Source organism: Ruicaihuangia caeni (assembly GCF_040536845.1).
GTDB classification, from domain to species: Bacteria; Actinomycetota; Actinomycetes; order Actinomycetales; family Microbacteriaceae; genus Ruicaihuangia; species Ruicaihuangia caeni.
The window spans coordinates 543,514-555,394 of sequence record NZ_CP159582.1 but is presented as its reverse complement, the minus strand read 5'-3'; the positions used below and the strand labels follow the sequence as shown (position 1 = coordinate 555,394).

Sequence of the window (11,881 nt, the reverse complement as noted above, 5' to 3'; positions counted from 1 at the left end):
CTAGAGTGGAGCGATGCGTGAAGCCGGTTCAGCTCGTGCCGCAGCGCGCCGATCTCGGGCGCCCTGGGCGATGGCGGCGACGGTCGCGTTCGGGCTCGCGCTGATCGCGGGAGTCGCGCTCAACCGTCTCTCGCTCGGCGTGCTGGTGGGCGTGCTGCTCGCCGGGGCGATCGGCATCACGTGGTTGCGCCGCCGGCTGGGTCGAGCACCGACCCGTGGACGATCTCGCCGGTCGCGTGGCGCGCGATAGCTCCACTGAAGACTCATTCACTGAACACGTTCATCGGCGAGATGGTGCCAAGTGCGGGCCGCGGTTCCCGGGGTAGGACGCCGCGAAGAAGAAGCGTCAGACGCGGCGCCGAACCCCGCCGGTTCTGAGTCCACCTGAGAGTTCTGCAGCGGAGCCAGCGGAGTTCATGCTGTTCGAGTTGCACGATGAGAGGAGGGGGAAGCGCATGGCTGGTCGGAGAACCGAGCAGGAGGTGGAGCAGGCCCTCGCTGAAGACCGGTTGGCAGAAGCTGCCAGGCTTCTGCGCAGCTTGACTCCCCGCGAAGTGGTGGGTCTCATCGAGCGCACCACATGGCGGCGAGGCGCGGTGGTGTTCAGGCTGCTCGGCAAGGACCGGGCCATGGAGGTCTTCGAGCGTCTGGGATCCACCATGCAGGGGGAGCTGCTTCGCGGCCTCCAGGACGAGGACGTCGCGAGGCTCTTCGCCAAGCTCGAACCAGACGACCGCGTGCGTCTGCTCGACGAGGTGCCTGCGGCGGTGGCCAAGCGGCTGCTTGCGACGCTCGACGCCGATGAGTTGGCGACGACTCACCTCATGCTCGGGTACCCCAGCCGTTCGGTGGGCCGGCAGATGAGCCTCGCCCACGTCACCACCCGACCAGAGTCGACGGTGGCTGAAACGCTGGAGCGGGTGCGTGAGCGCGCGCGAGACGCGGCGACCGTGTACACGGTGTTCGTGACCGATCACGAGCGCGGCCTGCTCGGGGTGCTGACATTGCGCAGCCTGTTCGAGAGCGACCCCGCGAGGGAGGTCGGGGAGCTCATGCAGCCGGCCGAGTCGGCGCCGGTCGATGCGGATGCCGAGGAGACCGCCCGCATGTGCGAGGCGCTGCAGGAGCCGATTCCGATCGTGGACAGCGAGCAGAGGCTCATCGGCATCTTCACGATCGATGACGCGCACCGGGTGCTGCAGGATGCCGAGGCGGAAGACATCGCTCGCGCGGGAGCGCGGGAGCCGCTGCGCCGCCCCTACCTGTCGACGTCGATCCTGTACATCGCCCGTTCCCGTGTCGTGTGGCTGTTCGTGCTCGCGATCTCGGCACTGCTCACGGTGCAGGTGCTCGAGATCTTCGAGAGCACCCTCGAGCAGCTGGTCGCGCTTGCGCTCTTCATTCCTTTGTTGACGGGCACCGCCGGCAACACCGGTTCTCAGGCGGCGACGACCATCACTCGTGCACTGGCGGTGGCTGAACTGCGTCCCGGTGATATCGGCAAGGTGCTCTTCCGAGAACTGCGTGTCGGCGCACTGCTCGGGCTGTTGCTGGGCAGTGCGGGCTTCGCGCTCGCGTCGCTGGTGTACGGCCTGCCGATGGGAGTGGTGATCGGCACGACCTTGCTGTTCGTGTGCTCGATCGCTGCGACCGTTGGCGGTGCGATGCCGCTCATCGCCCGAGCGATCCGCGTCGACCCGGCCGTGTTCTCGACACCCTTCATCACGACGTTCTGCGACGCGACAGGGCTCGTGATCTACTTCACGGTCGCCAAGGCCGTGCTCCAGATCTGAGGGAAGCCGAGATATGAGGGAAGCCGCTGGGGATTCGCGAAGCGACCAAGGGCTTCGATGCTCGGCTGCCGTTGTGCTCGATGCAGGTACAGTTCGAGCCATGGGACAGCACGCAGACAAGCTGCGATCCGCGCGGAAGCATCAGAAGGCGGCCAAGAAGCGGATCGTGCAGAAGCAGTTGGATCGTTGGGCGAACGAGGGCGGCGCGTTGCCGGTGGAGCGCGACGACGCCCGACAGGGTCGACGCTCGGGCTGATTCGCGCTCGTCTCACCGCTCGGTGAGGCGGATGAACGCGCTCAACTCGGCCACGCCACCGGGCGACCGGGGCAGGAACTCGGTGAGCTCGGGGGAGTGCACGAGGAACGCTGCCCACTGAGCTCGCGATACGGCGACGTTCAGACGGTTGCGCATGATGAGGAACTCCATGCCTCGGGGCACGTCGGCAGCCGATGAGGCGGCGAGGCTGACGATGGCGATGACCGCTTCTTGGCCTTGGAACTTGTCGACGGTGCCCGCGCGCACGCCTTCGAGGCCTTCGGCATCGAGGTGCTCCCTGATGGCGGCGACCTGCGCGTTGTAGGGCGCGACGACGATGATGTCGGCCGGCCGCAATGGTCGAGCCAACGCATCATGACCGCCAGAACCCTCGTGCCACTTACGGCCGAGCACCTCGGTCGCGAGCGACACCACGCGTCGCGCCTCCTCGAGCGACACGGTCGAGTTCCCGTGGTGCGAGACCGCGACCGCGTGAACCCCCGGTTCCACATGCTCGAGACGGCGGCGGGCCGCGGTCGGGTGTGAGCGCAGCGCTCCCTCGTACGAGAGTTGGGAGACGGCCTCGGCCACTGCGGGGTGCATGCGCCGGCTCTCAGCGAGGAAGTACCCGAGCTCAGCGGGGAGCACATCGTGCCCGTCGGCGATCCAGCCGAGTGCCGATTGGTCGATCGGTTCGGGGTGAGCTCCCTGGCTCACTTGAGGGAGTTGCTGGGGGTCGCCGAGCAGCAGCACATTGCGCGCCGCCACGCTTGCCGCGATCGTCGAGCCGAGCGAGAACTGGCCGGCTTCGTCGACGACGAGCAGGTCGAGCGATCCCCGCTCGACGCGCGACTCGTTGGCGAAGTCCCACGCCGTGCCGCCCAGGACGAACCCCGTCGCCGCGTGCTCAATGGCGAACTGGGCCGCCTCGTTCTTGTCTGCGAGCACCCTGTAGCTGCGGGCGGCCGACTCCGATCGGTCCTTGGGCGCCTTGGCCACGAGACGCGGATCGAGACCTGTGTCGGACGCCACCTTCTCGAGCAGGTTCTCGACCACGCTGTGAGATTGCGCCACCACCCCGATGCGCCACCCGTGCTCGGCGACGAGCCTCGCGATCACACGCGAGGCGAGCCAGGTCTTCCCCGTGCCGGGCGGCCCCTGAACGGCGAGGTACGAGTCATCGAGGTCGAGCGAGCTCTCCACCACCGCTGTGGTGACGTCGCCGCCCACGATGGGGGCGAGCCGCCCGCTCCTCGTGCGCGGCGGTCGCCGGCGAAGGATGTCGCACATGGCGTTCTCGGGCCATCCACCGCCGTCGAGCGCGCGCACGACCTCGTCGGCCCAGCTCTCGATCGCCGACTGCTGCGCGCCGGCCCTCGGCGGTGCGCCGGGCGTCAGCGCCACCGGCAGATCGTCGTATGGGGCGACGTCTCTTGCGAGGGTCTCTTCGACGAGCACGCCGTCGTCGAACACTTCGAGGACGCGCACTGAGCGATACGGTCGTGCCCCCGGAGCCTGCGCCGCCGTGGTGAACGGACCTGGCCACTCGTACACCATGTAGGGACCCGATTGCTGGCTCGCCTTGACAGTGCTGCCGGGAGCCCACACCCCTTGCAGCTTGAGCTCGCGCCGTTCGACACGCTGACCGTCCTCGCGGTACCAGTCACGCTCGATCCATGATCGCTCGACTCGCAGCACATCGCGCGTCTCTGCCCACTCGTCGATCGGCGCCACCAATCGGGAGAAGTGGCCCCACCAGAAGCTCTTCTGCTCCCGATGGTGGTAGTCGATCGCCGCCGAAGCGAGCGCCGCGGCCGTCTGATCGGCGGTGCGCTCGTGCAGGGGCACGCCCGCGTGTCGCATCAGTCTGGCGGAGAGCGGTGACGGCTCCACCTCGAGCGCTTCGGCGTCGGTGTGTTCGCTTCCCGCTTCGACGCCATGCTGCGAGCCCAGAGCGAGCAGCCAGTCGCGGAGAGCAAGGGTCGAGCGGCAGTCGTACTCGTTGTACTCGGCGAGCGCTTGCAGCATCCGCTCGCCTTCCACCGTGTCACCCGCTTCGATGTGCTGCCGTGCCGCGACGTACTCTTCGATGGAGTCGGCGCCGGTCGTGACCTCCTGGCCTTCACGTGAGCCGGTCATGTAGAGCGGCTCGAGCTTCTTGATCGAGTAGGAGCGGCTGCCGACGCGGACAGCGCGTCGAACGACGGGGTAGAGGTCGACCAGCACGTGGTTGCGCAGCAGATCGTCGACCTCGTTCTCGCACACGCCGTGCCGGGCGGCGATCGAGAGGAGGTGCGTGCGCTCATAGCTCGCGTAGTGGTAGATATGCATGCCCGGGTACTGAGCGCGGCGCTCGCCGATGTATTGCATGAAGCTCTGCATGGCCGCTCGTTCGCCGGCGAAGTCGTGCGCCCACCACGCCCGGAAGGTGCCGTCGGCTTCGATCAGTCCCCACAGGTAGTCCAAGCCCCAGGTGCGGCCGTCTCCTTCGGTATAGAGCGGGTCGCCCTCGAAGTCGAAGAAGACGTCGCCCGGGTCAGGCAGGGGTATCACTCCGAGACAGCCGGCGTCTGCGATCTCCACGGGTGGTGGCGCGCCCTCCGCCGCCTGCAGTTGAAGGCGCGCCTGCGCTCTCAGCAAGTCGAACGTCGCGCCCGCGAGGCCATCAGGCCGCTCTGTCGCTGCGGCGAGCTCGTCGATCGTGCGGATGCCTGCGGCCGCCAGTCGCTCGCGCTGCTGCACGCGCATACCGGCCACCAGCAGCACGTCTCGGTGCGCCTCGACCTCGGCGGCGCACACCGCGCAGCGACCGTCGACCGAGTACCAGCTCTCGCCCCACGGCACCGCCGCGCTCGCGGCGGAACGGTCGGCGACCAAGTGCTGCAGCCGCGCTCGCCGTTTGCGGTACACCGGCATGATGTCGTGCACCTGGTGCTCGCTCACCGTGCCGTCGCCGAGCAAGAGCTGCACGACGGGCGCGCACGCCACTCCTGAGCGCTCGAGCTGATCCACGTAGGCGGCCAGTTGGAGCAGCGCCGTCACCTTCGCGCGACGCGCGAGCTTCGTGTCTTGCACCAGATACGAGCCATCGGCGCGACGAACGATGAAGTCGGCGAATCCGACGAGAGAGCCGTCGAAGAAGGTCGCCTGGAACACCACATCGGCGCCTGCTGCGAAGGCGTCGCGAGTGGCCGCCGCCGCTGCCTCGATCGATTCGGTCGTGAGCGTCTCGGGCCGTTCGATCTCGACGACACCGGCACCGAACCGATCGCGGTACTCAGCGAGCACGTTGAGCTCGTGCTGGTCGCCAAGCGCACCGGCGCGGACGAGCATCGCGTCGTCATCGTCGGCCACCGTCGCCACGCGGCCGAGCTTCGCATCGATGCCCCGCAAGAACGCGAACTCGCAGTTCGACGCGAGCGTCAGGTCGCTCGGGCTCGTGATGATTCGTCCGTCGAGAATGAACATCGCGCCTCGCCTCCTCCTGATCGCCGCTGTATCGGGTCGTACTGCAGGAAACGCTAGCGAGGGCCGCCGACAATGAGTTCTCTCAAGGCAATTCCGCCGCCAGTTCGGCGAGAGCAGACACCGTGTTGAGGTTGCGCGCCGTCCCCTCAGCCGACCACGGGAGCACGAGCTTGGATCGCCCCACTCCGCTGGGATAGTGCACGTACACCTCGCGCTCGCCAAGAGCGATGCGCTCGTCGGTGACCTTGCGCACCGCGGTCAGAGTCTCTGGGGCAGGGGCGGCAGCCAGGAACACGACCATCAACCGGTTGCCTGCGGCATCCGGGAACGGGTTCGCCTCGATGACTTGGCGAAGCTGTGCGGCATTCCGCACAAGGACTTCCACCCGCTTGCCCATCCGGGTTCCGACTGCGGACCCCAGGTGGCTGGCCACTGCACGCTCACCGAGCGACGAGGTGAACACCACGTTGCCGCTGGCGATGTAGGTGCGAGCATCACGGAACCCCGCCACCTCGCATGCTTCACGGAGTTCGCCCATCGAGAGCTTGCCGGCGCCGCCCACGTTCACCGCGCGAAGCAGCGCGGCGTACCGATGCCTCGGCATGCTCGCCTACTCCTGCCGGCGCGAGAGGAAGGCGTTCATGCGGAGGTTCAGTTCGCTGTCGAAGGGACGCGGCACGCCGTCGAGCGTATGAACCGGCGCTGCGTGCCGCCCGCTCGACACGAGCCAGAGCGAGTCCATCTCGCCGAGTTGCTCGGCGGTGAGCATCGCATAACCCGTGCGCAACCCCTCCTCGGCGGCGAAGTCGAAGACGCTGCCGAGCGTGGTGCCATCCAGGATGCCGAGCTCGATGCCCGGCGTGAGCAGGGTGTCCCCGCGCTGCACCACCAGGCTCGAGGTGGGCCCCTCGAGCACGAAGCCGTCGCTCGAGATGAAGATCACATCGTCGGCGCCGCGCCGCACGGCTTCCCGGATCGCGGCCCGGTTGACGGCGTACGACAGTGTCTTCGCGCCCGCGAGCAGCCAGGGGGAGGTGCGTTCGACGTCGTGCCGCAGACCGCGGTCGAGTGTGACGACGGCGATCCCCTCCGTGCGTGCACGCGTGTGGTCCGGCGATTGCTGCCCGTGAACCCAGCCGGTGGGCCGACCGTCGCCTTCGATGCCGCGGCTCATCACCGCTTTTACAGTGGCCTCGGGCAACGGTCCGAGCTTGTCGACCACTTCCAGGATCGCCCGCCGCCAGACAGCGAGGTCTGGAGAGGGCAGATCGAGCATCGACGCGGACGACGCGAAGCGCCGCAGATGGTGGTCGAGCGCCTGGGGATATCCGTCGCCGACCGCGATCGTCTCGAACACCCCGTCACCGCGAGTGGCGGCGAGGTCGAGCACGCTGAGCTGCGGCGAAGCGGGGTCGGCCTCTTCGAAGTCGGGCGCGCCCGGACGGTGCGCTGCGGCATCCGCCGATGGTCGGTTGATCATCACGAGCACACCCATGCAGCAATTGTGCATGCCGACGGTGCAGGATGGAGCGCATGGTGTTCGTCAAGATCTGCGGGCTGCGTTCGGAAGAGCACGTCGACGCGGCGATCGAGGGCGGGGCGGATGCCGTCGGCTTCGTGCTCACCGACAGCCCGCGCTACATCGACGTCGACAGCGCGCGCAGCCTCGTCGAGCACGTCGCGCAGCGCGCCCTCACATTCGCCGTGGTTCGCGACGTCTCTGTGGAGGAGGCGCATCGGCTGGCCAATGAGACAGGCGCCGAGGTCGTGCAGGTGCACGGCGAGTTCACCCCGCAGCAGATCGAATGGCTCGTGGCGCAGGGACGCCCGGTGGTGCGAGCCGTGCCCTTCAGCCGGGCCGACGAGGGCAGCCTGGGGGAGCAGTACCTCCTGATCGACGCGCCGCGCGCGGGCTCTGGCGAGCCGTGGGACTACGCGTCGATGCGTGACGCCGCACTGCCGAAGCAGTGGCTCTTGGCCGGCGGGCTCACTCCTGACACGGTCGCCGATGCCATCCGCGCCTCCGGCGCCTGGGGTGTCGATGTGTCGAGCGGTGTCGAGGTCGCCCCTGGGGAGAAGAGCAGCACGCTCATCCGGGCGTTCCTCGACGCGGCGAAGTCAGCGCACGTCGCCCGCTGAGCGCCGCCCGCCGAGCGTCGTGCGCTCAGCACTGGCCGCCGAACACCGTGTAGCTGGCGCTGCGCCCACCGACCGGGCAGCCGCGCTGGCGTCAAGGTCGGCCTGCGGTGCGCGTGAGCCGGGGTCAGCTCAAGCGTGAACGCACTTCGGCGAGCGAGGGGTTGGTGGCCGTGCTGCCGTCGGGGAAGATCACCGTCGGAACGGTCTGATTGCCGCCGTTGACCGATGCGACCAGCTCCGCAGTGCCCTCGACCTCTTCGATGTTGATCTCGGTATAGGGCACTCCGGCCCGCTCCAGCTGGGTCTTGAGGCTCTTGCAGTAGCCGCACCAGGTGGTGCTGAACATCGTGATCTCGCCGGCGGCAGGGGTGTAGGTCGCGACAGACATGCCTCTGAGCGTATGCGACCCACCTGAGATCTGCACTCGACCGGATGCCGTCATGCCGATCATCCGGCAAGCTTGAACGCGTGACATCAACTGTGCTGGCTCCTGCGAAGCCCATCGTGTCGTGGGGCGTCGTGCCGGCACTGCTGGTCGCGGTATCCGCCACACTGCTGTTCGCCGTGCAGACGCCGCTCGGGTACGCGACGCTCGCCGCGGGCCTGCTGGTGAGCGTGCTCATCGATCGGGCGCTGGCCCGTGATCTGCTGCTGATCGCACTCGGCCTGCTGATCATCAGCACCATCTCGCTCGAAGCCGATATCAGCTACGGGAACATGCTGCTGATGGGCAGCGTGCTGGGGTCCGCGGTCGCAGTGCCGTATCTCATCAGCCGCTTCGTCTATCGCGATCACGCTGTGCGCTTCCCCCTGCGACGAGGACAGCGCTGGTCGACCCTCGAGCGCAGCTGGCTCGTGATCGTGCTCGCACTGGGCTGGGCGCTCCTGCCGTTCTACTTCATTCGTTCCGGCGTATACCTGAACTGGCCCGCTGTGGAGGCGCCCGACGAGATCGCGCGCCTGTTCGTCGGGGTGAACGCCGTGGGCATCTGGGACGAGCTCTTCTTCATCTGCACCGTGTTCACGCTGCTTCGGCGCCATTTCGCGATGCCGACCGCGAACGTGCTCCAAGCGATCGTGTTCGTGTCGTTTCTGTGGGAGCTGGGCTACCAGGCGTGGGGCCCGTTGCTCACGATCCCCTTCGCGCTCGTGCAGGGCTGGATCTTCAGCAAGACCAAGTCGTTGCTGTACGTGATCGCGGTGCACCTGTTGTTCGACCTGGTGGTGTTCCTGGTGCTCGTGCACGCGCACCATCCGCACTTCTTGCCGATCTTCGTCTATTGACCGTGGGATGCCGCTTCGCTCCATCGACGCGGCATGCCGCTCCAGTCCGATGGCGCCGCCCAGCCTCCGCCCGCTAGCCTCGAACCCGATTCCCATGCCCGACAGCCCACTCGCATCCAGCCCCTACGAGGTGCTCGGCGTGCCACCGACCGCCTCGCAGGAAGAGCTCCGGAAGGCGTATCGACGGATGCTGCGAGCCACGCATCCCGATATGGGCGGCAACCCCGTGCGGTTCCATGCCGTGCAGCGGGCATGGCAGCGCGTCGGCACGCCTGAAGACCGTGCTGCATGGGACGCCGGGCGCGGGCGAGGGGCGGAGCCGGGCTCGCCCGTCAGCTATGCGCCCCAGCCGCCGCCGAAGCGGCAGGACAGTCGCCCGAGCGCTCGCATCTACGGGCACCCGGGGGGTTGGCACCGGGAGCGCTTTCTGACGCTCATGCGCGAGTGGGTCGGGCGCGGCGCTCCGGCGCCTGATCTCTTCGACCCGGCGCTCGTGCAGAGCGCGCCGCGTGAAGTGCGTCACGAACTGGCGGCGGCGATCGCCGAGGAGCAGACGGCTCGCACGCTGGCGTCACTCGGCATCGGGTTCACCGTTTGGCACGATGTCGACACCTCCGCGGGAAAGCTCGATCACATCGTGCTCGGCCCGTCGGGTCTGTACGCGATGCTCAGCGAGGACTGGGGAAGCACGGTCCGGTTGAAGCGAGGCGAGCTCATCGGCGAAGGCATCGGTGCGGGCGAACGCCCGGTGCAGACCCTCGCTCGCCGGGCCAAGGCCGTGCAGAAGGTGTCACGCGCTAGGTTCACCAGCCTGCTCATCGTCGTTCCAGACGACGCCTCACCACAGTCGCTCGAAGTCATCGGCCCGGTGAAGGGCGCGCTCGCCGCGGTCGTGCAGCAATCCCGCCTGGCCGATGTGATGCGGCACGGCCTGCCTGGCGCGCAGCGCATCGGTGGCACCGAGTCGTTCGAGGTGCGCACGAGGCTGCAGGCCTCGGTTGAACTGCTCTGAGTTCACACCGACCGGTGCTGAGCCGCCCTGAGTTGCGAGCGGCGCGCCCGACTAACTCAGCCGACCAAGGTGAGCATCAGGCGCGAGTCTTCGACCGCTCGTACCTCGTGCCGCTCGAGCGCCTCGACCCGGATCAGCATTCCCGGACGCAGGTCCACTTCGCGCCCTCCCACGGTGACGAGCAGATGACCGTCGAGCGCCTGCATCAGAAGGGTCTTCGGGGCCGAGTGCTCCTTCAGCAGGTGGCCGGCCTCGAACGCCAGTACGACGATGCGCACGTCGGGCGACTTCAGGACGGTGTGGTGACCGAGCCGGCCTGCCTCCACCGGCGCCCGGCCGAGCAGGTCGTCGACGACGAGGACTCGGTCTTCAGTGACGTCTTCCATGGCCCCAAGCTACCCGCCGGGCGGGTGGTCCCGCGCGGTGTGAGGCGCGCTGCCGGCCGTGTCAGGGGCAGGCCCGTATCGGTCGGCGCCTCAGTCTCGCCAGCGCGCGAACGCCTCGCATCATTGCTCGAACTCGACCAGTAGCGCCTTGAAGCTCGGCGGCAGCACGACGTTCTCTGGTGCACCCGAGAAGAATGGCGCGATCTGCTCAGGCGTGTACCCGGCGATGCCGCACCCGATCTCAGTCACGAGGAATCGCAGGTGCGGATGCCGCTTCGCGAACTCCAGGAATCCGGCTACCTCGACGCAGAGTTCTTCGAGTCCGCTCATCGTGTCGATGGCGTATGACTGCCCGTGCAGCCCGTGTCCTTCCCCCCAGACGGCGCCGAATCGTTCATGGGCGAATCGGGCCGCGCCTCCGGCATGCATGCCGTGGGAGTTCGACCCGAAGACGAAGATCTCGTCATCGCGCAAGGATTCGATCCGCACGCTGCGAGCGTACGGCGAGTCGACGGGGCGCTCAGCAGTTCACAGGGGATTCAGCGCTGCCCGATCCCGACTGCTCACTCGTGTCGGGCGCGACAGGCCAGGCGAGGCGCCCGCCAAGTGGAACGTGGTTCCACTTCGGCGCGCCGCGCATGGGAGGATGGGCGGGCTCCGCCGCCCGGCGCGGGGCCGCAGCATCCGGCATCCGTCATGCCCCTACTCATGAGAGGCACTCCGTGCGCACCGAACTCGGCATTGCTCCGCTCACCGACCGCTCGCTCTCGGCGCTCGACTTCGTCAAGACGGCCGCGGCGGCCGGCTTCGATGCGACGGGCGTTCGGGTGTTCCCTGTGACGGCGGACGATCCGGTGCTCGAGTACGGCAGCACTGAGTTCGACGAGGTCCGGCGGGCGGTCGCAGACACCGGCATCCGCGTGCTCGACATCGAGGTGTGCGTGGTCGAGCCCGGCACCGAGCGGGACTTCTGGCGTCGCGGGTTCGAGATGGGAGCGCAGCTCGGCGCGTCGTACGTCAACATCGTCGGCCGCACGCCGGATGCCGGCCTCTTCGCCTCCAAGCTCGCGGAGCTCACCGCCGACGCCCACGAGGTGGGACTGCAGCCGGTGCTGGAGACGGTCAACTACACCGACTTGAACTCGTTCGACACGGCGGTGCGGCTCGCGCGCGAGGTCGGATGCCAGGTCGAGCTCGACGCTCTGCACTTCTTGCGCACCGGCGCGACCGTTGAATTGATCGCCGAGAACGCAGACCTCTTCCCGATCTTCCAGCTGTGCGACGCGCCGGCTGTGCTCACTGCCGCGGACGGCGGCCGCCCGAGCGTTGCGGACGAGATCGAGGAGTCGCGCCACGGACGCCTGATGCCGGGCGACGGCGACGCACCGATCCGTGAGCTGCTGCGGCTGCTGCCCGACGATGCGTGGGTGAGCGTCGAAGTCGTGAATGCGCGACTTCGTGCGCAGTACGACGCGCAGGGCTACATGGAGATGCTGCTGCGCGAGTGCCGCAGCTACCTCTCGACCGTCGCGGTCTAGGCTCC

At 68.0% G+C, this 11,881-nt stretch carries 13 protein-coding genes; 7 read left to right on the top strand and 6 right to left on the bottom strand.

Features of this window, described 5'->3' with window-relative positions; genetic code table 11:
• Window positions 1–13 precede the first annotated feature (13 nt).
• The 3 genes from ABV606_RS02580 to ABV606_RS02570 all read left to right on the top strand — a co-directional run bounded on the left by ABV606_RS02580 (window position 14) and on the right by ABV606_RS02570 (window position 2,049).
• Window positions 14–250 carry a hypothetical protein gene (locus tag ABV606_RS02580; protein ID WP_281487323.1) on the top strand — a complete coding sequence of 79 codons (237 nt, stop codon included), beginning with the start codon at window positions 14–16 and terminating at the stop codon, window positions 248–250.
• 205 nt (window positions 251–455) lie between these two features.
• On the top strand, window positions 456–1,793 hold the full coding sequence (mgtE, locus tag ABV606_RS02575; RefSeq protein WP_353988235.1) for a magnesium transporter: 1,338 nt from the start codon (window positions 456–458) through the stop codon (window positions 1,791–1,793).
• A 100-nt stretch (window positions 1,794–1,893) separates the two neighbouring features.
• Entirely contained in the window at window positions 1,894–2,049 is a 156-nt protein-coding gene (locus tag ABV606_RS02570; RefSeq protein WP_353988234.1) for a hypothetical protein, read from the top strand.
• A gap of 12 nt (window positions 2,050–2,061) precedes the next feature.
• Here ABV606_RS02570 and ABV606_RS02565 read toward each other — a convergent pair whose 3' ends face one another.
• The 3 genes from ABV606_RS02565 to ABV606_RS02555 all read right to left on the bottom strand — a co-directional run bounded on the left by ABV606_RS02565 (window position 2,062) and on the right by ABV606_RS02555 (window position 7,012).
• Window positions 2,062–5,517, bottom strand: coding sequence for a TM0106 family RecB-like putative nuclease (locus ABV606_RS02565; protein ID WP_353988233.1), 3,456 nt, complete (start codon window positions 5,515–5,517; stop codon window positions 2,062–2,064).
• 82 nt (window positions 5,518–5,599) lie between these two features.
• Window positions 5,600–6,121 carry a DUF1697 domain-containing protein gene (locus ABV606_RS02560; RefSeq protein ID WP_353988232.1) on the bottom strand — a complete coding sequence of 174 codons (522 nt, stop codon included), beginning with the start codon at window positions 6,119–6,121 and terminating at the stop codon, window positions 5,600–5,602.
• Between the two features lie 6 nt (window positions 6,122–6,127).
• Window positions 6,128–7,012 (bottom strand): aminodeoxychorismate lyase, encoded by an 885-nt coding sequence (locus ABV606_RS02555; protein ID WP_353988231.1) that lies wholly within the window; start codon window positions 7,010–7,012, stop codon window positions 6,128–6,130.
• A 38-nt stretch (window positions 7,013–7,050) separates the two neighbouring features.
• Between ABV606_RS02555 and ABV606_RS02550 the strand changes: the two genes are divergently transcribed.
• On the top strand, window positions 7,051–7,656 hold the full coding sequence (locus tag ABV606_RS02550; protein WP_353988230.1) for a phosphoribosylanthranilate isomerase: 606 nt from the start codon (window positions 7,051–7,053) through the stop codon (window positions 7,654–7,656).
• Window positions 7,657–7,780: 124 nt separating this feature from the next.
• On the opposite strand, the gene ABV606_RS02545 is transcribed toward ABV606_RS02550, so the two are convergent.
• Entirely contained in the window at window positions 7,781–8,044 is a 264-nt protein-coding gene (locus ABV606_RS02545) for a mycoredoxin (protein ID WP_281487330.1), read from the bottom strand.
• Between the two features lie 44 nt (window positions 8,045–8,088).
• Between ABV606_RS02545 and ABV606_RS02540 the strand changes: the two genes are divergently transcribed.
• Together ABV606_RS02540 and ABV606_RS02535 are read left to right on the top strand one after the other, a co-directional pair.
• A complete protein-coding gene (locus tag ABV606_RS02540) occupies window positions 8,089–8,940 on the top strand; it encodes a CPBP family intramembrane glutamic endopeptidase (RefSeq protein WP_435415294.1) in 852 nt (283 codons plus the stop codon).
• Between the two features lie 94 nt (window positions 8,941–9,034).
• Window positions 9,035–9,952, top strand: a complete 918-nt coding sequence (locus ABV606_RS02535) for a J domain-containing protein (protein WP_281487332.1) — start codon at window positions 9,035–9,037, stop codon at window positions 9,950–9,952.
• Window positions 9,953–10,008: 56 nt separating this feature from the next.
• Here the strand turns inward: ABV606_RS02535 and ABV606_RS02530 are convergent, their stop codons facing one another.
• On the bottom strand, window positions 10,009–10,338 hold the full coding sequence (locus ABV606_RS02530) for a cupin domain-containing protein (protein WP_353988228.1): 330 nt from the start codon (window positions 10,336–10,338) through the stop codon (window positions 10,009–10,011).
• Window positions 10,339–10,458: 120 nt separating this feature from the next.
• A complete protein-coding gene (locus ABV606_RS02525; RefSeq protein WP_353988227.1) occupies window positions 10,459–10,827 on the bottom strand; it encodes an A1S_2505 family phage non-structural protein in 369 nt (122 codons plus the stop codon).
• 233 nt (window positions 10,828–11,060) lie between these two features.
• Here ABV606_RS02525 and ABV606_RS02520 point away from each other — a divergent pair, with 233 nt between their 5' ends.
• Window positions 11,061–11,876, top strand: a complete 816-nt coding sequence (locus ABV606_RS02520; RefSeq protein WP_353988226.1) for a sugar phosphate isomerase/epimerase family protein — start codon at window positions 11,061–11,063, stop codon at window positions 11,874–11,876.
• Window positions 11,877–11,881: the final 5 nt, after the last annotated feature.